We start from the raw sequence: 24272 nt of genomic DNA on the forward strand, positions 1-24272 counted from the left end.
CGTTCAGGCCATGCCGCCATTGGCGCGCAGCACCTGCCCATTGACCCAGCCGCTGTCGTGGCCGGCCAGGAATGACACGATGCCGGCGATGTCTTCCGGTTCGCCCAGCCGTTCCAGCGGCGGCATCTTGGCAAAGTGCTCGATCAGTTCGGGGCTCTTGCCTTTCAGGAACAGTTCGGTGGCCACCGGGCCGGGCGCCACGGCATTGACCGTGATGCGGCGCCCGCGCAGTTCCTTGGCGAACACATGCGTCAGGCTTTCCACCGCGGCCTTGCTGGCGATGTAGATGGCGTAGCCCGGCAGGTTGGTCGCCACGGTGGTGCTGGACACGTTGATGATGCTGCCGCCATCGGCCAGCCGCGTGGCGGCTTCGCGCAGCGTGTTGAAGGTACCCCGGGTATTGATGTCGAAGGTCTGGTCGTAGTCTTCGTCGCTGGTCTGCGCCAGCGGCTGCACCTTCAATACCCCGGCGCTGTTGACCAGCGCGCTGATGCGGCCCAATTCCGATTCCACCTTGTCGAACAGGGCGCGCACCTGGGCGGGCTTGGCCACGTCGGCCTGTACCGCCAGTGCGCGGCCGCCGGCCTGGCGGACCTCGTCGGCCAGGGCGTCGGCGTGCGTGGCGCTAGCCGCGTAATTGATGGCGACGGCATAACCGTCCTGGGCCAGGCGGCGCACGATGGCGGCGCCAATGCCGCGCGACCCGCCGGTAACCAGGGCGACGCGTTGCGATGCGTGATCAAGGGCTTGCGTATTCATGTGATGGCTCCAATGAAAGGGGAAGGCAAGGCAGGAAGAAAACCTGCATGGAACGAATCATGAACTATTCCAAACCGAAAATAATTACCCTATATTCGCTAAGTTAATTTCATCTGCATTAATAATCGCTAATAATCGCTACCCGAATCCCAACCCGAATCTCATCCGTAATCCCAGCCCCCATGGACCGATTTCAGGAAATGCAGGTATTCGTCCGCATCGCCGAGCGGCGCAGTTTTTCGCAAGCGGCGGAAGACCTGCGCATCCCGCGCGCCACGGTCACCAACCTGATCAAGCGCATGGAAAAGCGCCTGGGCGCGCGGCTGCTGGAGCGCACCACGCGCCAGGTGCGCTTGACGCATGACGGCGAGGCCTATTACCAGCGTTGTGTGCGCTTGCTGGCGGACCTGGAAGAGGCCGACGGCGCGTTCCTGAACACCGCGCCCAAAGGGTTGCTGCGGGTCAATGCGCAAGGCACGCTGGCCAAATACTTCCTCATGCCGGGCGTGCCCGGCTTTCTGGAGCGCTATCCCGACATCGTCCTGCACCTGGGCGAAGACGACCGGCTGGTTGACCTGGTGCGTGAAGGCGTGGACTGCGTGCTGCGTTCGGGCACCTTGCAGGATTCATCCCTGGCGGGCAGGCAGATCGCCTTGATGCCGCAGGTGACGGTGGCCAGCCCCGCGTATCTGGCGCGCTTTGGCGAACCCACCGGCCTGGACGATCTGGCCGGCCACCGGGCCGTGGACTACATCTCAAGCGCCACCGGCCGCGCCATGCCCCTGGACTTCATGGTGGACGGGCGCAACGTCACGGCGCGGCCGGCGTCGGTGGTCAGCGTGACGGGCGCCGAACTCTACACCAGTGCGGCGCTGGCCGGCCTGGGCCTGGTGCAGGTACCGCGCTATCGGGTCGAGCGCGAATTGGCGGCCGGGCATCTGCGCGTCGTGCTGCCGGATCTGCCGCCCGCGCCCATGCCGGTGTCGGTGCTGTATCCGCAGAACCGGCAGGTGTCGGCGCGGGTGCGCGTCTTCACGCAGTGGCTCACCCAGGTGTTCGCCACCGCGTTCGATCAGACCATGCCGGTCAGGTAGGGCGTTGCGATCGCCATGCAGGCCGCCGGCTGTGGCGGGTGGCAAACATCGGCTTTGTCTTTCTTACGACCCCGCCATCAGCGCCGCCGCCTTGCGAGCCAGGCGCGCCACGCCGAAGCTGCTGGCAAGCTCGTGGCCTTCCAGGTCGGGAAGCGCAATCCAGCGCGCGTCGCGTGCGTCGTCGCCGGCCACCGGTTCGCCGGACTGCCAGCGGCACAGCATGGCAATCAGGATGAAATGACGGCGCAGGGCGCCGGTGTCGTCGCGGTCGAAGACGTCCACCGCGTCGAACACGTGCAGGGGCTCGGCCACGACGCCGGTTTCTTCCAGCAATTCGCGCGCGGTCGCGGCTTCGAGGGGTTCACCGGCGTTGATCTTGCCGCCCGGAAAGGCCCAGCAGTTTTCGTCGGGTGGGTTCGCGCGGCGCACCAGCAGCACGTGGCCGTCGCGGATGACGGCGGCGATGGTGGCGGCAATGGGGGAGGTCATGCGGAAATCTCCAAGGGGTGGCGCTCATCCTAACGTATCGGGCGAGGCCACCCCAAGGCGCTTACTTCTTCACCAGCGGGCAGGTGGATTTGGACAAGGGCATGAAGGCCTGGTCGCCCGGCAGGGTGGCCACCAGCTTGTAATAGTCCCACGGCCGTTTGGATTCAGACGGTTGCTTGACCTCGAACAGGTACATGTCGTGCACCATGCGGCCGTCCTCGCGGATGCGGCCGTTGGTGGCGAAGAAGTCGTTGATGGGCATGGACTTCATCTGCTTCATCACGGCTTCGGGCGCATCGGTGCCGGCTGCCTGCACCGCCTTCAGATAGTGCATGACCGACGAATACGTGCCCGCCTGGCTCATGTTGGGCATTTTCTTCAGCTTGTCGTAGTAGCGCTGCGACCAGGCGCGCGTCTGGTCGTTCATGTCCCAGTAGAACGCTTCAGTCAGAGTCAGGCCGGCGGCGGTGTCCAGGCCCAGGGCGTGGATGTCATTGATGTACAAGAGCAGGCCGGCCATCTTCTGGCCGCCCTGGGTCAGGCCGAATTCGCGGGCCGCCTTGATGGCGTTGACCGTGTCGCCGCCCGCGTTGGCCAGGCCCACCACCTGCGCCTTGCTGGCCTGGGCCTGCAGCAGATAGGACGCGAAGTCGCTGGAACCCAGCGGATGGCGCGATGCGCCCAACACCGTGCCGCCGTTGGCCTTGACCACGTCGGTGGCGGATGCTTGCAGCGTGTGGCCGAAAGCGTAGTCGGCCGTCAGGAAGTACCAGGTCTTGCCGCCTTTTTCGACGTTGGCGCGCGCCGTGGTGTTGGCCAGCGACCAGGTGTCGTAGGTGTAGTGCACGGAATAGGGCGAGCAAAGATCGTTGGTGATGCGTTCGGTGCCGGGGCCGCTGAACACGACGATCTTCTTCTTTTCGCGGGCCACTTCCAGCACGGCCAGCGCGGGCGCGGAACCCGCCACGTCCATGATGGCGTCCACCTTCTCGGTGTCGTACCACTCGCGTGCCTTGGCGGCGGCGATATCGGCCTTGTTCTGGTGGTCCACCACCATCATGTCGATCTTCTTGCCCAGCACCGTGCCGCCGAAATCGGCGATGGCCATCTCGGCCGCGGTGGCGCTGCCCTTGCCGGTCACGTCGGCGTAGACGCCGCTCATGTCCAGGATCAGGCCCAGGCGGACGACGTCGTCAGAGACGGCGGCAGGCTGCGCCCAGGCGGGAGTGGCCGTGACCGCCAGCAGGGCGGATGCGGCGAATAGACGGGTAATCGTGCTGCGGAATTGCATGGAAATCCGGGGCGTGTTGGCGTAAGCCATGGTTTGTCTCCTCTTGTGCCGGATCGGTCTGGAACCTGCTGGCGCTTCAATGGCGCTCTGGTGTCTGGGGCGGCGAAAGTGGGCGTGGCGGTGGGATGGGCTCCTTGGATGGGTCGGAAAGGCGGGGGGTCAGCGTTGGGCCAGCAGGTCGAATTCCATCCGCACTTTGCGAAACGGAAATTCCAGCCGCGCGAAATACACCACGCGGCCGTCAATGCAGGCATAGCGGCGCAGCTCGGCAACGGGCGACGACACGGGAATCTGCAAGGATTCGGCCGATTCCTGACCGGCTTCGATCACGTTCAGCACCTGCCGCGCTTCGCTGATGCGGGTGCCGTAGAACTGGTCCAGCACGGGCGCCACCGTGCTTTTCTGAATGCGGGTGCGATGCTTGCGAAACAGCCCGCTTTCCAGGAACACTTCGCTGTAGCAGAAGGGGCCGGCATCCGTGGTGTGCACGCGTCGCAGGTACTGGAACAGCCCGCCGCGATCCGCCTCGCAAGGCATGCCCAGTGTGTCGGGCAGCGGGGAATCGGCGCTGGATTCCACCAAGGACACCGTGCCCAGCTGATTGCTCAGTTCCACGGTTTCGGCCCAGGTCTTGGGGATCAGCAGCGTGGGGGTTTCCGGCAGTTCCGCATTCACGAACGTGCCCGACCCGCGCGAACGCCGGATCAGGCCGTCCTGCTCCAACAGGCCGAACGCCTGACGGATGGTCGCCCGCGAGATGCCATAGGTTTCCATCAGCGACTCAAGCGGCGGGATCTGTTGCCCTGGCCGCCACGTGCGGTTCTGGATATGGCTGCGGAACAGCGCCGCCGCTTGCAGGTAAAGCGGCTGGGGGCTGCGCGAAAAGAGCTTGCGGGCGGGCATGGGTCAGGGCGTGGGCGGTAAGGATGGATCCGAGAGCATAGCCTCAGCCATGTCGCGCAGCCGGTGTTTCTGGATCTTGACCGAATTGGCGCTTTCCACCGACGGAAAGGCGTCCAGCACGGTGAAGCCGACCGGGGCCTTGAAGCCGGCCATGGTGGCCTTGCAGGCGGCGGTCCAGCCGGCGGGGTCGGCTTGGGCGCCGTCATGCAGCAGCACAAAGGCGTAGGGCACGATCTTGCCGTCGCGCGTGGCCCCCACCACCTGGCAGGCGCGCACGCCGGGCAGGGTTTCGACCACCTGCTCAATTTCCACGGGGTTCACCAGAAAGCCCGACAGGCGCAGGGAATCTCCCATGCGGGTCTGGAACACAAACTGTCGATCGGTCAGTGTGTAGCCCAGGTCACCCGTCTTGAAATAGCCGTCATCCGTGACGGCGTTGCGGGTGGCCTCGGGGTTGTCCAGATAGCCTTGCATCAGGCTGGGCGACAGGATTTCAATTTCGCCCGATTGGCCGTGCCGCAGCACCTGGCCGGTTTCGGGGTCGCGGGCGCGTACCCGCGCCTCGGGGTAGATCAGCGTGCCACCGGGTTGGTGGCGGGCGGACACGTCGCCGTCAGCCGGGTCACGGGGTTGGCCCGCCACCAGCGCGATCAATTCGCTGGAGCCGTACAGGCCGGTCAGCGGCACGCCCGCTTCGCGCGCCAGGTCCAGCATGTTGTCCAGCGCCGGCGTGAAGCTGGCGAAGCCGAACAGCCGCGCCGAGGCGAAGGTGCTGGCGGGCGCGCTTTGCATCATGCCTACCAGCGCCTCGTTATTGGCATAGGTGTGCGTGACTTTGTAGCGTGCTGTCGCGTCGGCCGATTCGGCGGCGTTGAACACCGGCGCGCAGACCACGGGCACGCCTTGCGCCAGACCGCCCGCCAGGGTTGCAAAGCCGAACGCGCCGCAGAACGGCGCGCTGGCCAGCACGCAACTGTGGTCGTCATAGCCAAACGCTTGCGCCACCGTGGCGCCGTGCCGCAGCAGCGTTTGCTGGTCATGCAGCACGAACTTGGGTTTGGACGTGGTGCCCGACGTGGTGAAGCACAGCACCCGGGTGTTGCCCTGCGCGGCGGGCGGCGGCTCCTGGCCTGCCGTCAGGTCAGCGTAGCGATGGGTCGGCTTGCCAGGGATGAATGCGGCGGGCGACGCGGCGGAGGCGTTCGCGATGGCGTCGTTCAGGGTGGTGTCGTTCGCGGTGGTCTCGTTCGGATCCGGCGCGGCGACGGCGATCACGCCTTGCAGGCGTGTCAGTTCCGACGACGGGACGGCGGCCAGGATGCCCGCGAAGTCGATGCCCTTGAAGCCCGGCCAAAACACCAGCCAGTCGGCCTGGCCGCGCCCCAGGATGTCGGCAACCTCTAGTGCGCGAAAGCGCGTGTTGACGGCGAGCACCAGCGCGCCCAGATGCGCGCAGGCCAGGAATGATTCCACCCAGGCGGCGCAGTTGGGCAGCCAGACCGCCACGCGGTGGCCGGGACGCACGCCGATGCGCGCCAGTCCCGCAGCCAAGGCGCGGCTCTGGGCGCGCAGGCGAGCGGCGCTGATGGGCTGGTCTTGGTCGATCAACAGGGTCGCTTCGGGGCGACGGACCGCCAGCGCGTCCAGATGTTCGGCGAAGGTCGAGTAAGGCAAGGACATGGCTTACACCGTGGCGATGGGCGTCACGGGTGAACCGACCGCGCCGGGCATGCGCAAGGGCGGGGCGGTCAACAGGAAGCGGTTGCGTCCGTTGGCATGCAGCCAGTCGGCCAGGTCTTTCAAATACCACAGCTCGGCCAGCGGCACGCCCAGTTTGAAGAGGCAATGGTGGTGCAGCGGCAGGATCGAATGGCCGGGGCCGGAGGTGCGTGCCGGGTAGGATTCCACCGCGTAGTTGTCGGCGCAAATGGCGGCCACGCCGCTGGCGGAGATCCAGTCCAGCAGTGCGCTATCGGCGCCGTCCAGCACCGCGCCGGTCTGCTCCAGCGCGTGCGGGTCCGGCTGCCCGTTCATTTCCACCACGCGCTCGGCAAAGCCCGTGCGCAACACCAGCATGTCGCCGGTTTCCACCACCACGTTCTGTTCGCGCATGGCGGCTTGCAATTGCTCGTGGCCCACCAGCGTGCGGCCGGGGCCGAAGGCGCGCGCCAGATCCACCAGCACGCCGCGCCCCTGCATGCCTTTTTCGGCGTAGCGGCTGACGCTGAGTTTGCGCGCATATGAGCCGCCGGGCGGGCAGCAGGCCTCTGGCGACGTGTCGGGGTCGGCACCGCCAAACACGTCCACCCCGGCGGCATAGCCGTTGTAGTAAACGCGGCGGGCTTCGCCGTCACCTTGAATGTCGAACAGCGCGCCCACGTGGCAAAGGCCGTCCCACTGCGTGGAATATTGCATCGACAGCGTGACCTGGTCGTCGGACAGCACGTCGACGGCCTCGGGCTGCACCTGCGACATCGCAAAGTTCAGGTACGGCGTGCCCTCGCGGAAGGTGGGCTTGAGCGTGGGCGCGTGACGGCGGGGGTTGAGCACGTTGCCGCCCGGCAGGTCCAGCGGCAGCGACAGGCAGAACACCTTGCCCGCCTGCACTTCACGCACCGCCTGCAACACCTTTTCCTCGGTCAGCAGGTTCAGCCGGCCCAGCTCATCGTCCGGCCCGAAGTCGCCCCAGGTGGATCCTTCAGGGCGTTGCGTCCAGCGTTTCATTTGCTTGTCTCCTATCCGATTTCTGTGTTTTTATAACTATAGTACGTATTTACGTACTTTGAGCAGTGATCCATTTCAAGAAGAAATCCGCATGCAGCGGATTCAACAGGAGACAAGTTCATGACCTCATTCGTACCCCCGCGCGCCGGGCGGCGCAGGCTGGCTTTGGCCGCCCTGGCCCTGCTGGCGCTGCCCGTGGCGCATGCCGCGGGCTATCCCGATCATCCCGTCACAGTGGTGGTGCCGTACCCGCCGGGTGGCGGCGCCGACATGTTCGGCCGCGCTATCGCCAATGCGCTGCAACCCGGCCTGAAGCAGACGGTGCTGGTTGAAAACAAGCCCGGCGCGGGCGGCAACATCGGCATGGCTTACGTGGCGCGCGCCAAGGCTGACGGCTACACGCTGGGCCTGGGCACGATCGGCACGCAGACCATCAACCAGTTCCTGTACAGCAACATGGCGTTCGACCCCGAAAAGGATCTGGTGCCGATCGCGCTGGTGTCCACCACGCCGAACGTCATCGCCGTCAGCGCCAAGTCGCCCTACAAGACGGTGGCCGACATCATCAAGGCCGCCAAGCAGTCGCCCGACAAGAAGCTGACCTACGCATCGCCGGGCATCGGGTCGTCGGTGCACCTGACGGGCGCGTACTTCGAGTCGATGGCGGGGGTGACGATGCTGCACGTGCCGTTCAAGGGTACGTCCGCGTCCTTGCCCGCTGTGGCGGGCGGACAGGTGGACCTGCTGTTCGACAACCTGCCCGGCTCGCTGGCGCAGATCAAGGACGGCGGACTGGTGCGCGGGGTGGCCGTCACCTCGGCGCAGCGCGATCCGTCCGTGCCCAATCTGCCCACCGTTGCCGAATCCGGCTTGCCGGGGTTTGACGTCACAGCCTGGTTCGCGCTGTACGCGCCGCGCGGCACACCGGCGCCGGTGGTCAAGCAATTGATCGATGCCGCCCGCAGCGGTCTGCAAGACGCTGCCCTGGCCAAGAATTTCGCCACCATGGGCGCCAAGCCCGGCACGCTGTTCGGCGACGATCTGGCCGCATTCGAACGCGCCGAGCGCAAGAAGTGGGGCGGGCTCATCAAAGACCAGGGGATCACCGCAAAATGAACACGCCCATCGCACTTGTCACCGGCGGCAGCCGGGGTATCGGCCGCGCCATCGTGGCCCGCCTGATCCAGGACGGCTACCAGGTGGTGAATTTCAGCCGGCGGCCGCCCGATGCCCTGCTGCCGGGCGAGACGTTTCGCTCGGTTGACCTGGGCGATGCGGCGGCCACCCGCGAGGCCGCGCGCGAACTGGCGGCCGAGCGGCCTGTGCTGCATCTGGTGAACAACGCCGGCATGATCCAGGTGGCCAACATCGAGGACGTGACCGAGGCGGAGTTGCAGCGCACGCTGGCCTTGAACCTGACCGCGCCCGTGTTGCTGTTGCAGGCGCTGTTGCCCGCCATGCGCGAGGCGCAGTACGGGCGCGTCGTCAATATCGGCAGCCGTGCCGCGCTGGGCAAGGGCGGGCGCACGGTCTACGGTGCGTCCAAGGCCGGCCTGGCCGGCATGACGCGCACCTGGGCGCTGGAATTGGCGGCCGACGGCATTACCGTCAACACTGTGGCGCCGGGGCCGATCGCCACCGAACTGTTCAATCAGTCCAACCCGCCCGGCCAGCCCAAGACCTTGGCGCTGGAAGCGTCCATTCCGGTGCGCCGGGTGGGGCAGCCGGAAGAGGTGGCGCACAGCGTCGCCATGTTCCTGGACAAGCAGGCGGGCTTCATCACCGGGCAACTGCTGTATGTGTGCGGGGGCATGTCGGTGGGGCTGGCGGGGTAGCGCGTGGGGTCAGGGCTCCGGCCTGTCGTGCAAAGGCCCCACGTGTTGCTGGACCGATTTCTTCGACATCTTACCGGTGGCTTGCAACGCGCTGGCGCGCTCCTGGCGCAGCCGCCGCAGCACTTCGGTGGGCGCCACGCCGAAGTGCGCGGCGAACTTGCGCTGGAAGGTGCGGCGCGACATCTGGCAGGCATCTGCCATGTCGTCCACCGACCAGCGTGCCGACAGCTTCGCCTCAATCTTCTCGACCAGATCCCGGAACGGCGCGGCTACACGGTCTTGCAGGCGCAGCGTCTGGCTGTACTGACGCTGGTCGCCATCGCGCCGCATGAACACGACCAGCCGGCGCGCCACTTGTTGCGACAGCGCCGCGCCCACGTCGCGTTCGATCAGCGCCAAGGCCAGGTCGATGCCCGCCGTCACGCCCGCCGATGTCCAGTACTTGCCGCTTTCAATGAAGATGCGGTCGTCTTGCACGCGCAGCGCGGGGTACTTCTGTCGCAGTCGGTCGGCCGAGCGCCAATGCGTGGTGACGGCGCGGCCATCCAGCAGGCCGGCCGCGGCCAGCACGAAGGCGCCGGTACACACGCTGCACGTGCGCGGCGCGCCGACGTCGCGGCGGCGCAACCAGGCCATCGTTTCGGCATGGGCGCTGGCGCGGTCCGCGCCGGGGCCGCCCGGCACCAGCAGCATGTCAATGGGCGCGTCGCCGTCTTGTTCGAAGGTGCCGTCCACCTGCATGCGCAGGCCTTGTTCCCAGGTGCTGACGACCGGCGTGGCGGCGATCGTGCTCAACTGGTAGAGCGGCTGCCCCGCCTCTTCGTTGGCGGAACTGAATGCCTGCCAGGGGCCCGCCAGGTCCAGCGGCTGGAACCCGTCGTACAGCATGAACAACACGCGCCGTGGCGCGGTTTGCCCGCATTCTGGCGCACTGGCGTGGGCGCGTCCGCCTATGCTGGACGCTGGCGTTTCTGAGGGAGCATCGTCATGCATGTGAATTTTCTCTTGTTCGAAGGGCTGACCCAGCTGGACATGACCGGACCCTACGAGGTCTTGGCGAACGCGCCGGGCTTTACCGTGGATTTTGTCGCAAAAACGCGCGAGCCGGTACGGTGCGATCGCGGCCTGCAATTCGTGCCCACGCAAACCCTTGCGTCGGCGCGGCAATGCGACCTGCTGGTGGTGCCGGGCGGGCCGGGCACGGATGATGCCATCGTGGATGCGGACTGGGTGGCGTTCACGCGCACGCAGGGCCTGGCCGCGCAAACCATCTTTGGTATCTGCACGGGGTCGCTGCTGCTGGGCGCGGCGGGCCTCTTGCGCGGCAAGCGCGCGTCCAGCCACTGGCGCGCGCGCGAATTGCTGGCGCGCTTTGGTGCGATTCCCAGCGATGAACGCCTGTGTGTCGACGGCAATATCTACACGGCCGGGGGCGTGACGTCCGGCATCGACATGGGCCTGAAAGTGGTGGCGGCGCTGTGTGGTGTAGACGTGGCCAAGCTGATCCAGTTGCAGATCGAATACGACCCCAAGCCGCCGTTCCCGGGCGGCACGCCGGCCACGTCCGAGCCCGCCGTGGTGGAGCGCTATCTGGCCATGTCAGAAGCGCGCTTCGCGCGGCGGTCGGCGGCGGTGGACCGCGCCGCCGCCGCCATGCCCTAGGCTATCGGGCTGCCTTGCTTGGGCCGCGCGACTTGGGCCCTGCTACTTGGGCCGCGCTACTTGCCGAAGGCGTAGCTGCCTTCATCCACGTCGGTGTCCACGCTCGGGTCCACATTCGGGTCCTTGATCTTCGGGGGCGTGGCGCCGTCTTGCAGCATTTCGGCGGCCGTCAAACCCTTGGTCAGTTCCAGGGCCTGGCGTTCGAACAGGCGCCGATACAGGCCGCCCTGCAAACGGATCAACTGGTCATGGCTGCCTTCTTCGATGATGCGGCCACGGTCCATCACCAGCAGGCGGTCCAGGGCGCGCACGGTCGACAGGCGGTGCGCCACCACCAGCGTGGTGCGGCCCACCATCAGGCGGTCCATGGCCTGCTGGATCAGCACTTCGCTTTCGCTGTCCAGGCTGGAGGTGGCCTCGTCCAGGATCAGGATGGGCGAGTCCGCCAGGAAGGCGCGCGCGATCGCCACGCGCTGGCGTTCGCCGCCCGACAGCTTGATGCCGCGTTCGCCCACCAGCGTGTCGTAGCCCTTGGGCAGCGTCATGATGAAGTCATGCGCGCTGGCCAGCCGCGCCGCCTGCTCGATCTCGGCCTGCGTCGCGCCGGGCCGGGCATAGGCGATGTTCTCAGCCAGCGTGCGGTGAAACAGCACCGGGTCCTGCTGCACGATCGCGATCTGGCTGCGCAACGACGCCTGCTTCACCTGGGCGATGTCTTGCCCATCAATGGTGATGCGGCCGTCGTTCACGTCATACAGGCGTTGAATCAGCTTGATGAACGTGGTCTTGCCCGAGCCCGAATGGCCCACCAGACCGACGCGTTCTCCGGGCGCGATGCGCGCGGAGAAATTCTGGTACAGCGCCGTGTTGTGCGCGCCATAGCGGAAGGTCACGTCTTCAAAGCGGATTTCACCTTCGCGAATGTTGATGGCGCGCGCGCCCGGACGGTCGGCCACGCCCAGGGGCTGGCGTCCCATCGCCACCAGTTCTTCCATGTCGTTGACCGAGCGTTGCAGGTTGCGGATATGCATGCCCACGTCGCGCAGATAGCCTTGCAGCATGAAGAACATCGTCAAGGTGAAAGTGATGTCGCCCACGGTGGCCTGGTTGCGCGACCAGAGCAGCAGGGACGCGCCCAGAATGGCGGCCTGCATCGCCACCAGCATCGCGCCCTGGATACCGCCGTTCAGCGTGGCGCGTACCCAGGTGCGGCGCGTGCGATGGCGCCACTTGTTCACCACGCGATCCAGCCGCGCTTCTTCACGCGCTTCCGCGCCGAAGGCCTTGACCACGGCATTGCAACTGACGGCGTCGGCCAGCGCGCCGCCCATGCGCGTGTCCCAGGCGTTGCCCAGGCGCGCGGCCGGGGCCACATAACCCAGCGACAACGCCGCGGTGACGGCGATATACAGCACCGAACCCAGGCCCACCACCAAGCCCATCAAGGGCCAGTGCGCGCCCAGCAGGGCGGTGGCGCCCACCAGCATCACCACGGATGGCAACAGCGCGATCAGCAGCGTGTCGTTCAGGATGTCCACGGCCCACATGCCGCGCGTGATCTTGCGCACGGTGGAACCCGCGAAGCTGTTGGCATGCCAGTCGGTGGAAAAGCGCTGCACGCGGTAGAAGGCGTTGGACACGATCCCATTCATCATCTTCAACGTAAACGTGATGATGTTCTGGAACACGGCCTGGCGCAGCAGCGTGCCGCCCACGCCCAGCGCCACCAGCAGCCAGAAGGCCGTGATGGCGGCGTCCCAGGCCAGCGCATCGCCGCTCGAGCCCGACGCCACGGCGTCAACCAGGCGGCCGGCATACATCGGCGTCAGGATGTCGGCCACGGCCGACAGCAAGGCCAGCAGCACGATGACCACGGTGCGCCAGGGCTGCAAGACCCAATGCTTGAAGGTAAAGCCCAGGACGTCCTTGAAGGCCTGTCCTCGAAAGTCGATTTTTTTTCTAGCCATAACAATGGCCTGGCGGCACAAGACACGCCAGGATGTCCTTGTGAGGAAAGAGGGATAACAAGCCGGATGCGCGAGGCATCGGCAACTGCGTTTACGGGTGTTGAGCGGGCGCGGTGGACCAGTCGCTAGGTAACGGTCTAGCGATGGATCCGCGCGGGCGACGACTTAATGGCGTCGCGGGGATACGCGCGGGACGGCGGTGAGCATGGGGCAAAACATCATGCGGCCTCCCTGGCGGTAAGTGAAGTGGATGAAAAAGGAATGGGCAAAGGCCCGAATTGCTGATTCTATAGAGATGATGTACGGGAATCAACGGGGCGTTTTGCGTGGGTATTGCCGCTGTGGGTTTTTTTCAACGGCCGGGGCCGCGGGGCTTGAACGCGGCGAACCCCGCCCAACATTGCTGCGTGAATTCGTACAGCGCATCTTGCGCCGCCAGGGGCGTGCGCCCGGCCAGGCGCGCCAGCACGTAATGGCCCTGGCGCTGGCGATCAGGCGGCAGCGGCACTTCCACCAGTCGCCCCGCCTCTTGTTCGCGCCGCGTCACGCAGATCACACCCAGCAGCAGCGTGTCGGTATGCAGCGCCAGGTCGGCCAGCGCATCCAGGTTTTCGCAACGCAGCGTGACCATCTGTTCGGGCGCGCCGCCTGGCCCCAAGGTGTCGGCAAGCCGTAGCGACACCTCCGGGCTCAGCGTGCTGGAGGCCACCGGATACTGCCGCACCTGTTCAATGCCCACGCGCTTGTGCGCCAGGATGGGGTGCCCCTTGCGGCAGACCATGCCCGCGCGCAGCGGCGCCAGCGGGCGGGTGTCGATATCGGCGGCGTCGTACAACATGCGCGCATCGCACACCATGGCATCAATGCGTTCGGCGCGCAGCATGTCGAGCAGCGCCGCCGTGCTGCCAAGTTCGACACCCACGCGTACCTGGGGCCGGTGCGCGGCCATGTGCGCCAAAAAGGGCGACAGCAATAACGATGCCGGGGCGGGGCTCAGGCCGATGGTGAGCGAGCCGGCATCGCCGCCATGCAGCGCCTTCAGTTCGCGTTGCAGCTCGGCTTCTTCAAAGCGCATGCGGCGCGCGCGCTCGGCCACGCAAGCGCCATAAGGTGTCAGGCGGACCCGGCGCGTGCCGCGATCCAGCAGCGGCAGGCCCAACTCGGTTTCCAGCGCCTGGATGCTGCGGCTAAGCGCGGGTTGGGACAGGTTCACCTTTTCCGCCGCCAGCGAAAAAGTGCCGTGTTCGACCACGGCCAGCAGGTGTTTGAGCTTTTGAAAATCCATGAGCTTTACGCATCGAATCCATGACATAAATGCATTGGCATTATAAGTAGCGGCTTCTTATCATGGTCTCCGGACGGCGCCCGCCAGAGGCGCCGCATCCCGCGCTGAAGGTCGCTCGCAAGCATGGCGCGGTTTATCAATTTGGAGACAGAGTCAATGAAGCAGCATTTGTTGTCGGCCGCCATCCTGGCAGCCTGCGCCGGCGTGGGCGCAGCCCCCGCGCAAGCGCAATCCCAGCCGCAATCCCAGCCATCCGTCACCGCCGACGCCCAGCGCCCCGCCGCCCGGCAGGTCACCATCCGCCGCGACGGCTACGGCATGCCCCACGTCTACGCCGACACGGTCTACGGCATCTTCTACGGTTACGGCTACGCGGTGGCGCAAGACCGCCTGTTCCAGATGGAGATGGCGCGTCGCAGCACGCAGGGCCTGGTGGCTGAAGTGTTGGGCGAAAAAATGGTGGCCTTCGACAAATCGATACGCGGCAATTTTTCGCCCGAGCGTATCCAGCGCCAACTGGCGGCGCTGCCCGCGTCCGAACGCCAGATTCTGGACGGCTACGCGGCCGGCATGAATGCATGGATTGCGCGGGTGCGCGCCGAACCCGGCACGCTGATGCCCAAGGAATTCAACGACCTGCAATTCCAGCCGTCCGACTGGACGCCCTATGACGTGGCGATGGTGTTCGTGGGCACCATGGCCAACCGGTTTTCGGACGCCAATAGCGAGATCGACAACCTGGCGTTGTTGACCGCGCTGCAAGACAAGCACGGCGAAGCGCGCGCCATGCAGATCTTCAACCAATTGCGCTGGATGACCGACAGCCGCGCGCCGACCACGGTGCCGGAAGAAGAGGGGGTTTATCAGCCCGCCACCTATCAGCCCGCCGGCCACTCGCGCAACGCTTACCAGCCCGCCACCGCGCGCGCGCCCGCCAAACTGTCCTACGCCTTGCCGCGCTACGACGGCACGCCGCCCATGCTGGAGCGCGTGGCGCGCGACCCGCTAACGCGCGGCGTGCTGCAAGACGCGCCCGCCGACGCGCCCGCCCGCCTGCTGGCGCAGTTCGCGCAAAGCGGCCAGCCCGGCATCGCCGGCTTTCCCACCACCAGCAATATGTGGATCGTGGGCCGCGAGCACGCCAAGGACGCGCGTTCCATCCTGTTGAACGGCCCGCAGTTCGGCTGGTGGAACCCGGCCTACACCTACGGCATCGGCCTGCACGGCGCGGGCTACGACGTGGTGGGCAACACCCCGTTCGCCTATCCCAGCATTCTGTTTGGCCACAACGCGCACGTCACCTGGGGCTCCACGGCAGGCTTTGGCGACGACGTGGACATCTACGCCGAAAAGCTCGACCCCGCCGACCGCACCCGCTATTTCCACAATGGTGAATGGAAGACGATGGAAAAGCGCACCGAGCTTATCCAGGTCAAGGACGGCAAGCCGGTATTGATGGACGTGTACCGCACGGTGCATGGCATCGTGACCAAGTTCGACGACAAGCAACATGTGGCCTATGCCAAGGCGCGCGCATGGGAAGGCTTTGAGTTGCAATCGCTGATGGCCTGGACGCACAAGACGCAGGCGCGCAATTGGGACCAGTGGAAGCAGCAGGCCGCGCGCCATGCGCTGACCATCAACTGGTACTACGCCGACGACCGCGGCAACATCGGCTACGCCCACACGGGCTTTTATCCCAAGCGCAAACCCGGCCATGACCCGCGCCTGCCCGTGCCCGGCACGGGTGAAATGGACTGGGACGGCATGCTGCCGTTCGCCACCAACCCGCAGGTCTACAACCCGCGCCAAGGCTACATCGCCAATTGGAACAACCAGCCCATGCGCGGCTATCCGTCCACCGACCTGTTCGCCATCGTGTGGGGCCAGGCCGACCGCTACGCCGAAATCGAAACGCGCATGAAGGCCATGACGGCCGATGGCGGCAAGATCAGCGCGCAGCAAATGTGGGACCTGATCCGCATCACCAGCTACGCCGACGTCAACCGCCGCCACTTCCTGCCGTTCCTGCAACGCGCCGTGGCGGGCTTGCCAGCTGATGACGCACGCGCGCGGCTGGTGGCCGACTTGTCCACCTGGGACGGCATGGGCACTAGCGACAAACAGCCCGGCTACTACGACAACGCCGGGTCCGCCGTGATGGACGCCTGGCTGCGCGCCATGCTGCGCAGCACGCTGGCCGACGAGATGCCCGCCGACTTCTTCAAGTGGTACAGCGCCACGGGCTATCCCACCCCCGCCACGCCGGCCACCGGTTCGCTCAACCTGACCGTGGGCGTGAAGGTCTTGTTCAACGCCTTGGCTGGCCCCGACGCCGGCGTGCCCCAGCCCTACGACTTCTTCAACGGCAAGCGCCCGGAAGCGGTCAGCCTGGCCGCGCTGGACGAAGCCCTGGCCGCTTTGCAAAAAGCGTATGGCCAGGATCCGGCCACGTGGCGCATCCCCGCGCCGCCCATGGTGTTTGCGCCGAAGAACTTCCTGGGTGTGCCGCAGGCGGACGACAAGGCGGTGCTGAGCTTTGCGGCCACCCAAAACCGGGGCACCGAAAACAACATGACGGTGTTCGACGGCAAGGGCGTGCGCGCGGTGGATGTGGTGGCGCCGGGGCAGAGCGGTTTCGTGGCGCCGGACGGCACGCCGTCTGTCCACACCCGCGACCAGTTCGACCTGTACAACCACTTTGGCAGCAAGCGCGTCTGGTTCACGGATGCGGAGGTGCGCGCCAACGCTACGTCGGTTGAGACGTTGCGCTACTGACCGTGTAGCCGCCCTGGTGGCTGGCCAGGCGCGCATAGGCCCCTTGCTTGCGCAGCAATTGGTCATGCGTGCCGGCCTCGGCCAGCGTGCCGCGGTCCAGCACCAGGATCAGGTCCGCGTTGCGGATGGTGGACAGCCGGTGCGCAATCACCAGGGTGGTGCGGTGCTGCATCAGCGCGTCCAGCGCGGCCCGCACCTGCATCTCGGACAAGGTGTCCAGGTGCGAAGTCGCCTCGTCCAGGATCAGCACCGGCGCGTTTTTCAGGAAGGCCCGCGCAATCGAGATGCGCTGGCGCTGCCCGCCCGACAACTGCATGCCGCGTTCGCCTACGTTGGTGGCCAGCCCGTCGGGCAGTTGCTGTACGAATGCCGTCAGCGCCGCCTGGTCCAGCGCGCGCGCCAAGTCGTCGGGCGTGGCCTCGGGGCGCGCCAGCCGGATGTTGCCCTCCAGCGTGTCGTTGAACAGGTAGGTGTCTTGCGTGACCAGGGCCACGCGTTCGCGTAAGCCGTCCAATTGCAGTTGGCGCACATCCAGACCGTCCAGCTTGACCACGCCCTGGCGCGGGTCCCAGAAGCGCAGCAACAGGCTGGCCACGGTGCTTTTGCCGGCGCCCGAGGCGCCCACGATGGCCACGGTTGCTCCGGCCGGTGCCTTGAAACTCAAGTCCTTCAGCGTGTCTTCCTGTTTGCCGGGGTAGGCAAAACTGACGTGCTCAAACGCCAAGGACAAGCCATGCGTGGCCACCGGCGGCGCCAGCGGGCCGTCGGTGACGGGCTCGGGCTCGTTGCTGACCACGTGCAGGCGGCGCGTGGCGGCGATGGTGTCGGCCAATTGGCGGCTGACCTGCGAAATTTCAGACACCGGCAGGAAGGTCGCCATCGCAATCAAGACCAGCAAGGGCAGCATGCTGGCCGACAGCGCGCCCGCCGACACCTGCAAGGCGCCCACGACCGCCACGGCCAGGCCGCCCAATCCCATGGCCACTTCAAACCAGGCCGTTTGTTTGGACAGGTCGCGCAGGATGTCCAGGCGGCGGATACGGTATTGGTCAGCCACTTTCAGGAACTGGCCCCGGCGGCGGTCGGTGGCCTGGAAGGCGGTCAGGTCGGCCAGGCCCTGGATGGTGTCGGTGGTGTGCGCGCTCATTTCGCCCAGCGCCTGCCGAGCCTTGTCGCCCAGCGCATCGATATGGCGGCGGCCGCGCACGGGCGAGACCAGCGCATAGGCCAGGAAGGGCAGCAGCGCCAAGGCTACGGGCCAGCTATATACGCCCAGAAAGCCCAGCACCGACAGCGGTACCAGCACGGACACGATGGCGGGGGCAATGGTGTGCGCGTAGAAGTACTCGACCATCTCGATGTCTTGCGTGGCCAGCGCGACCAGGTCGCCCGAGCGGCGCTGCAACAGGTAGGCGGGCGCCAGGCGCTCCAGCTTGTCGAACAGCTTCACCCGCATGTCGGCCAGCAACTGATAGGCCATTGCATGCGCCAGCCACGATTCCAGCCAATGGAACAGGGCGGCCAGCGGCGCGCAGATCAAGAGGCCGACGATCAGGGCGGAAACCTCGCGCCCGTCACGGATGGCGGCCACGATCAGCGCGCTGAATACGCCCACGCCGATGAAGGCGGCCACCCGCGCGACGCCCAGCAGGATGGTGGCGGTCAGCGTGCCGCGCCAGGGCTTGACCACGGACAGCAAGGTGCCCAGCGTGGCGCGCCACCCCACGTGTTCGGCATCGACATCCAAGGGCCGCAAGGCGGGGCCTCTTGCGCCGCCGTCACCGCCGTCATCGTCTTCGGGCGTGGCGGCATCCAGCACCGGCGCTGAGGCCAAGGCGGTCGCGCCGGCAGACGGGTTTTGATGCGCCTCGGCCTGCTCGTGCATCAAGCGGTAGTACAGCCCGCGCGCCCGCATCAGTTGCGCATGCGGCCCGGCTTCCACGACGCGGCCCTGATCCAGCACCAGGCTGCGGTCGGCGCCGATGACGCTGGCCAGCCGGTGCGCCAGGATCAGCGTGGTGCGGCCCGCCATCAGGCGGTCCAGCGCCTGCTGGATCAGCGCTTCGTTTTCGGTGTCCACCGATGACAGCGCTTCGTCCAGGATCAGGATGGGCGCGTCGCGCAGCAGCGCGCGCGCGATGGCCACGCGCTGGCGTTGTCCGCCTGACAATTGCAGGCCGCGCTCGCCGATGCGGGTGGCGTAACCGTCGGGCAGCGCCATGATGAAGTCGTCGATATTCGCGGCGCGGGCGGCGGCGCGCACCTGCTCGTACGTGGCGTCCGGCCGGCCCAGCCGCAGGTTGTCGTCGATGGTGCCGTGAAACAGCGTGATGTCCTGACTGACCAGCGCAATCTGCGACAGCAGCGTTTGCGTGTCCAGCGTGTTCACATCGTGCCCGCCCACGCGGATGACGCCCGCTTGCGGCACGCATTCGCGCAACAGCAGCCGCACGATGGTGGACTTGCCCGCGCCGCTGGGGCCGACCACGCCGACCCGTTCGCCCGCCGCGATGCTGAACGCCAGGCCTTGATGCGCGCGGCGCTCGGGCGTGTAGGAAAACGCCACGTTGTCGAATTCGATGGTGGGCGACAGGTGGGTGGGTGCGAGTTGGTTGGGCGCCAGATGGCCGGCCGTGTTGCGCGCGCCCAAGGCTGTGCTGGGCACGGGCGTCAGCGGCTGCGCGTCCATCAGCGCATGGATGCTGACGGCGGCCGACTGGCCCAGCATGCCGCGGTGCAAGACCGAACGCAGGTCGCGCAGCGGCCGGAAGATCTCGGTGCCGGCCATCAGCACGATCAGCAGCGCTTCCACGCTCATGTCGCCCGAGGCCACGCGCCAGGCGCCCAGCGTCAAGGCCAGCGCCGCGCCCAGCGCCACGCCCAGGTCGCTGATGCCGCGCGTCAACAGGCTGACCGACAGCACCCAGAACGTGTTGTCCGACAGGCTGCGGGCACGGGCCGCCAGACGCCGGCCCCAGGCCTTGCCCTGGCCGTAAGACTTCAGCGTGGGCAGGCCTTGCACCGCGTCCAGGAAGTCTTCGCCGAAGGCATTCAGCGCTTGCGTGCGCGCCTGGCTGGCGCGGCGGTCCAGCATGTGCACCGCCATCGGGCCAAACAGCGCGAACAACGCCGCCACCAAAAACACCAGCGCGGTGGGCACGTCCCAGAACGCGATCACGGCGAAGATGGCGAAGGGCGCGGCCGCCGCAATCGCGACTTGCGGCAGGTATTGGCCGAAGAAGGTCTGCAACTGCTCAACGCCGTCCACCACGGTCAGCATGACGCCGCCTGTGCGCTGGTTGGCGAACCATGCGGGTCCCAGGGCGACGATACGGTCATACAGCTTGCCGCGTAGCGTTTGCTGGATTTGCGCCGAGGTGTGGTTGGCCTGCACGGTGCGCCAATGGTCGAACAGCGCGCGCAGCAGCACCATGGCGCCCACGCACAGGGCGGGCACGATCCAGTCTTGCCACGGCGCGCCGTCGAATACACGGGCCAGCAACTGGCCCAGGAAGACATAGCGGGCAATGCCCGCCGCCAGCGCCAGCAGGCCCAGGAAAATGCCGCCCGCCATGCCGGCACGCAATCCCGCCGTCAAGCGCCACAACCGAGAGTCGAAATACATATCAATGCTCCATGCAGAGCCTGCATGGTCGCTGATCCGACGCGGTTGCGATAGCGAGTCTTTTTCAATCTAGGGTTGAGATAAACTCAACTCCATGTCTGATCTGCCCAACCAGAATCCATCCCCCGATCTGCCCACGCACACGCCGCCCCTGGCCGCGCTGCGTGCGTTCGAGGCCGTTGCTCGCCTGGGCAGTCTGAGCCGCGCGGCGGGCGAGCTGCATGTCACCAAGAGCGCGGTCAGCCATCAGCTACGCGCGCTGGAGACGGACCTGGGCGTGCAATTGCTGCGCCGGGGTGGCACGGTGCGCCGCGCCGAAACCACCGAAGCGGGCGCCAAATTGCTGGCTTCCGTACAACAGGCCTTGACCCTTCTGGCGTCCGCTTGCCGCGACGTCCGCGCCACCGCGCGCGGCCGCCGCCGCTACACGCTGAACGTGTCGGCCAACCCCTCGCTGGCCGCGCTATGGCTGGCGCCGCGCATCGGACGCTTCATCGAACTGCATCCCGACATCGGCGTGCAGGTCTACTTGCACGCCAGCCAGGACCCCGCCTGGAAAAGCCAGGACATCGACCTGGCCTTCCTGCACGTGCGTGCGCGCGGCCCGCATTTGGCCGAGCCGGGCGACATTGCGCTGATGACCGAAACCGTGGTGCCGGTGTGCAGCCCCGCGCTGATCGCCGAGGCCGAGCGCGGCGACCCCCGCGTGTTTTTGCGGCACCGCTGGTTGGAGGAAAAGCATATCGACAGCCCCGAAACCGATTGGCGCACCTGGGGCCCGCGCTTGGGGCTGGCGGAATCGGAGTGGCAAGAGCCCATGGTGTTCAGCGGTCTGAGCACGGTGGTGGCGGCGGCCGCGGCGGGCGTGGGCATTGCGCTGGGGCGCGCGCCGCTAATCGATGAAGATCTGGCCAGCGGCCGCCTGGTGCCGCTGATGCCGCAACTGCGCATGCCGGGCTCGTGGGGCTATGTGATGCGCATCCACGCCAACCGGCCGATGGATGCGTCGCTGCCCGCGCTGGTGGAATTCCTGGCCGAAGAAGGCCGCAGCCAGGGGGCCTGGTAGCGGCCAGGCCAGACCCGGTTAGTCGGTCGTCAGCTCCATGCTGCGCGTGACCTCTTCCTGCACCCGTTCCCAGATCGACCGCTTCAATTCCACAAAGCGCGGCGACAACTGCACGTCGGCGCTGCGCGGATGCGGCAGGTCGTTGTGGATGTCTTGCACGATGCGGCCAGGTTTTGAACCCATCACGGCCATGCGGGTGGACAGCGTCAGCGCCTCGTCGATGGAATGCGTGATGAACACAATCGTCTTGCCGCTTTGTTCGTAGATGGACAGCAACTGGTCTTGCAGCACCTGGCGCGTCATGGCGTCCAGCGCGGCGAAGGGCTCGTCGAACAGCATCACGTCGGGGTCATTGGCCAGCACGCGCGCAATCGACACGCGCTGCTTCATGCCGCCCGACAGCGCATGCGGATACTTGTCCGCCGCCGCCTTCAAGCCCACCATCTCGATGAACTTGCGGGCGATGGGGGCACGTTCTTGCTTGGACATGCCACGCATCTTCAAGCCGAATTCCACGTTCTCTTGCACCGTGCGCCACGGAAACAGCGCGTACTGCTGAAACACCATGCCGCAGGCGGCGGTCACATCGGTGACGGTCTTGCCGTTGATGGCCACCGTGCCCGTATTGGGCTGGATGAAGCCGGCCATCAGGTTCAGCAATGTGGACTTGCCACAGCCGGACGCGCCCAGCAGCACCAGGAATTCTCCGCGCTTGACCTCCAGGTTGACCTTGTCCAGCACGGTCACGTCGCCATAGGCCTTGGACACGTCGGTCAACTGGATCATCGTTTCGTTCATCGTTGCCATGCCAGCACCCACCGTTCAAGCAGCCGCAAACACAGATCGGTCACCAGCACGGTGAAACTGATCAGCACCATGCCGAGCACCACGGTGTCGGTCTGGAAGAATTCCTTGCCGTTCATGATCATGAAGCCCAGGCCTTCCCGCGACGCCACCAATTCGGCCGAGATCACGCAGGTCCAGGACAGGCCCAGGATGATCTTCATGCCCGACAGAATCTGCGGCAGGCAGCCGGGAAACAGCACTTCGCGCATGACCTGCCAGCGGTTGGCGCCCAGGTTGCGCGCCGCCCGCACCAGCACCGGATCAATGCTGCGCGAGGCTTCCATCACATACAGCAGCGCCGGCACGAACGAGCCCATGAAGACGATGCTGTACTTCTGCGTTTCGGTAATGCCAAACCACAACAGCGACAGCGGAATCCAGCTCATCGACGGCAGTGGCCGCAGGAACGAGATGATGGGGTCGAAGACGGCGCGCGCCACCTTCGACGTGCCCAGCAAAATGCCCAGCGGTATGGCCACGAAGACAGCCGCCAAAAAGCCCACCATCACGCGGCGCGTGGAGGCCAACACGTTGTAGAACAGCGTGCCCTGGTCGGACATGGACAACGCCCGCGCCAGCACCTGGGACGGCGCGGGCAAGAAGATGGGGTCGACCGCGCCGGCGCGGCACAGGCCTTCCCACAGCAACAGAAAGCCAAGAAGCGAAAACACGCTGACCCAGATCAGCCGTGTTTCCTTTGAAGACGAGCGCGCGGACATGGCGATTGGGTTCCGCGTTTACAGGTACGAGGCCTGGACCCAGTCCTTGACCTGGGGCGCCTTGTCGATCTGCTTGAGCGACACCAGCATCTCGGCCAATTGCTGCATGCCGCTGACGAAGTTGCCCGGGTCCACCATCAAGGCCTTCTGGTCGGCGGCGGAATACCACTGCGTCTGCTTGATGACGGCCAGTTGTTCGGGCCGCGACAGGCCGGTCAGCTCCAACAGCACGCTGGCGGCTTCATCGGGCTGCTCGGTCAGCATGGCGTTGGCCTGGAACACGGCGTGCAGGAATTTCTTCACGGCTTCCGGGTTCTCGCGCCCCAGCTTGGCGTGCGTCAGCAGCACGTCCGGGCCCGGGGTGATGGCGTATTGCTTGTAGAGCGAGAACGCCGTGTCATCCAGCAGCACGTGCGTGCCGGGCACCGCCTTGATGCGGTCGAACGCGGGCGTCCAGGCCACCGCCGCGTCAATCTGCTTGCCCTGATAGGCGGACAGCAGGTTGGTGGCCGGCAGGTTGATGATGGACACGTCGCGTTCGGCGTCCAGACCCGCCTGGCGCAGCACGTCAAGCAGCAGCACGTGCGCGCTGGAAGCGTAGGTGACGCCGATCTTCTTGCCCTTCAGGTCAGCCACCGACTTCACGTCTTCGCGCACCAGCACGCCTTCGGCGCGGCCGAAGTTGTTGGGCGTGGCGATCACCTGGAATTGGCGCGCGCCGGCCGCCATCAAGGCCAGCGACGACACCACGCCGGTGCCGGCCAGGTCGATATTGCCGGCCATCACGGCGCTCATGCGGTCGGACGACGTGGCGAAGCTTTGCCACTTGATGTCCAGGCCTTGCTTGGCGAACAGGCCCGTCTTCATGGCGATGTAGGCCGAATAGTGGCCCAGCCACGCCGAGCCGCCATACGTGTAGGACGCATTGGCGGCGCGGCCGATCATCGGAAAGCCCAGGGCGCTTGCGCCCGCCAGGGCAGCGGTGCGCACCAGCATGGCGCGGCGATTCATGTTCATGTTTTTCCCCTACGTGGATGTAGATTGACGGATAGATTCCATGTCGCCGGCACTCTATGGTGCGGCAGACGAGACTTTCACCCGGCCGCCGCGCGACGCCATGAATATAAGGAGCGGCGATGGTCAAAATTCGCTGCGCTTAAGCAATCCGCTTTCGTCATGCCCTGTTCTTGCCGCGCTTTTATTAAGTATTCGCGATGCTTATATTGCGA

At 66.2% G+C, this 24272-nt stretch carries 19 protein-coding genes; 6 read left to right on the forward strand and 13 right to left on the reverse strand.

Features of this window, described 5'->3' with window-relative positions:
• Positions 1-3 precede the first annotated feature (3 nt).
• The gene (locus P8T11_RS01625; protein ID WP_268078637.1) at positions 4-759 is read right to left on the reverse strand and encodes an SDR family oxidoreductase; all 756 of its coding nucleotides are present in this window, start codon (positions 757-759) and stop codon (positions 4-6) included.
• A gap of 182 nt (positions 760-941) precedes the next feature.
• Here P8T11_RS01625 and P8T11_RS01630 point away from each other — a divergent pair, with 182 nt between their 5' ends.
• On the forward strand, positions 942-1853 hold the full coding sequence (locus tag P8T11_RS01630; protein WP_268078636.1) for a LysR family transcriptional regulator: 912 nt from the start codon (positions 942-944) through the stop codon (positions 1851-1853).
• Positions 1854-1916: 63 nt separating this feature from the next.
• Here P8T11_RS01630 and P8T11_RS01635 read toward each other — a convergent pair whose 3' ends face one another.
• From P8T11_RS01635 to P8T11_RS01655, 5 genes are all read right to left on the reverse strand, one after another.
• Entirely contained in the window at positions 1917-2342 is a 426-nt protein-coding gene (locus P8T11_RS01635; RefSeq protein WP_268078635.1) for an NUDIX hydrolase, read from the reverse strand.
• 61 nt (positions 2343-2403) lie between these two features.
• Entirely contained in the window at positions 2404-3663 is a 1260-nt protein-coding gene (locus P8T11_RS01640; RefSeq protein ID WP_268078634.1) for an ABC transporter substrate-binding protein, read from the reverse strand.
• 129 nt (positions 3664-3792) lie between these two features.
• The gene (locus P8T11_RS01645) at positions 3793-4536 is read right to left on the reverse strand and encodes a GntR family transcriptional regulator (RefSeq protein ID WP_050447974.1); all 744 of its coding nucleotides are present in this window, start codon (positions 4534-4536) and stop codon (positions 3793-3795) included.
• A 3-nt stretch (positions 4537-4539) separates the two neighbouring features.
• On the reverse strand, positions 4540-6216 hold the full coding sequence (locus P8T11_RS01650) for an AMP-binding protein (protein ID WP_268078633.1): 1677 nt from the start codon (positions 6214-6216) through the stop codon (positions 4540-4542).
• A 3-nt stretch (positions 6217-6219) separates the two neighbouring features.
• On the reverse strand, positions 6220-7260 hold the full coding sequence (locus P8T11_RS01655) for a cyclase family protein (protein ID WP_268078632.1): 1041 nt from the start codon (positions 7258-7260) through the stop codon (positions 6220-6222).
• A 120-nt stretch (positions 7261-7380) separates the two neighbouring features.
• Here P8T11_RS01655 and P8T11_RS01660 point away from each other — a divergent pair, with 120 nt between their 5' ends.
• Entirely contained in the window at positions 7381-8376 is a 996-nt protein-coding gene (locus tag P8T11_RS01660) for a Bug family tripartite tricarboxylate transporter substrate binding protein (protein WP_268078631.1), read from the forward strand.
• Positions 8373-9095 carry an SDR family oxidoreductase gene (locus P8T11_RS01665; protein WP_268078630.1) on the forward strand — a complete coding sequence of 241 codons (723 nt, stop codon included), beginning with the start codon at positions 8373-8375 and terminating at the stop codon, positions 9093-9095. Before P8T11_RS01660 ends, P8T11_RS01665 begins: the two co-directional genes overlap by 4 nt.
• A 9-nt stretch (positions 9096-9104) precedes the next feature.
• On the opposite strand, the gene P8T11_RS01670 is transcribed toward P8T11_RS01665, so the two are convergent.
• Entirely contained in the window at positions 9105-9992 is an 888-nt protein-coding gene (locus P8T11_RS01670; protein ID WP_268082469.1) for a GlxA family transcriptional regulator, read from the reverse strand.
• Positions 9993-10082: 90 nt separating this feature from the next.
• On the opposite strand from P8T11_RS01670, the gene P8T11_RS01675 reads away from it, so the two are divergent.
• Entirely contained in the window at positions 10083-10757 is a 675-nt protein-coding gene (locus tag P8T11_RS01675) for a DJ-1/PfpI family protein (protein ID WP_268078629.1), read from the forward strand.
• A gap of 56 nt (positions 10758-10813) precedes the next feature.
• On the opposite strand, the gene P8T11_RS01680 is transcribed toward P8T11_RS01675, so the two are convergent.
• Both P8T11_RS01680 and P8T11_RS01685 read right to left on the reverse strand, forming a co-directional pair.
• Entirely contained in the window at positions 10814-12724 is a 1911-nt protein-coding gene (locus P8T11_RS01680; protein WP_268078628.1) for an ABC transporter ATP-binding protein, read from the reverse strand.
• Positions 12725-13076: 352 nt separating this feature from the next.
• Positions 13077-14009: a LysR family transcriptional regulator gene (locus P8T11_RS01685; protein ID WP_230695533.1), complete on the reverse strand. Its 933-nt coding sequence runs from the start codon at positions 14007-14009 to the stop codon at positions 13077-13079.
• A gap of 156 nt (positions 14010-14165) precedes the next feature.
• Here P8T11_RS01685 and P8T11_RS01690 point away from each other — a divergent pair, with 156 nt between their 5' ends.
• On the forward strand, positions 14166-16787 hold the full coding sequence (locus P8T11_RS01690) for a penicillin G acylase (RefSeq protein ID WP_268078627.1): 2622 nt from the start codon (positions 14166-14168) through the stop codon (positions 16785-16787).
• On the opposite strand, the gene cydC is transcribed toward P8T11_RS01690, so the two are convergent.
• A complete protein-coding gene (gene cydC / locus P8T11_RS01695) occupies positions 16759-20412 on the reverse strand; it encodes a thiol reductant ABC exporter subunit CydC (protein WP_268078626.1) in 3654 nt (1217 codons plus the stop codon). The two genes, P8T11_RS01690 and cydC, sit on opposite strands and share 29 nt — an antisense overlap.
• Positions 20413-20506: 94 nt before the next feature.
• Between cydC and P8T11_RS01700 the strand changes: the two genes are divergently transcribed.
• Positions 20507-21478 carry a LysR substrate-binding domain-containing protein gene (locus P8T11_RS01700; protein ID WP_268078625.1) on the forward strand — a complete coding sequence of 324 codons (972 nt, stop codon included), beginning with the start codon at positions 20507-20509 and terminating at the stop codon, positions 21476-21478.
• Between the two features lie 18 nt (positions 21479-21496).
• On the opposite strand, the gene P8T11_RS01705 is transcribed toward P8T11_RS01700, so the two are convergent.
• The 3 genes from P8T11_RS01705 to P8T11_RS01715 are packed head-to-tail and all read right to left on the reverse strand — an operon-like array spanning position 21497 to position 24060.
• Positions 21497-22285, reverse strand: a complete 789-nt coding sequence (locus tag P8T11_RS01705) for an ABC transporter ATP-binding protein (RefSeq protein ID WP_050447955.1) — start codon at positions 22283-22285, stop codon at positions 21497-21499.
• Positions 22273-23043: an ABC transporter permease gene (locus tag P8T11_RS01710; RefSeq protein WP_100855280.1), complete on the reverse strand. Its 771-nt coding sequence runs from the start codon at positions 23041-23043 to the stop codon at positions 22273-22275. The genes P8T11_RS01705 and P8T11_RS01710 overlap by 13 nt, the downstream gene beginning before the upstream one ends.
• Before the next feature lie 18 nt (positions 23044-23061).
• Positions 23062-24060, reverse strand: coding sequence for an aliphatic sulfonate ABC transporter substrate-binding protein (locus P8T11_RS01715; RefSeq protein ID WP_268078624.1), 999 nt, complete (start codon positions 24058-24060; stop codon positions 23062-23064).
• Between the last annotated feature and the right edge of the window lie 212 nt (positions 24061-24272).

The organism is Achromobacter spanius (assembly GCF_029637605.1).
GTDB classification, from domain to species: domain Bacteria; phylum Pseudomonadota; class Gammaproteobacteria; order Burkholderiales; family Burkholderiaceae_B; genus Achromobacter; species Achromobacter spanius_E.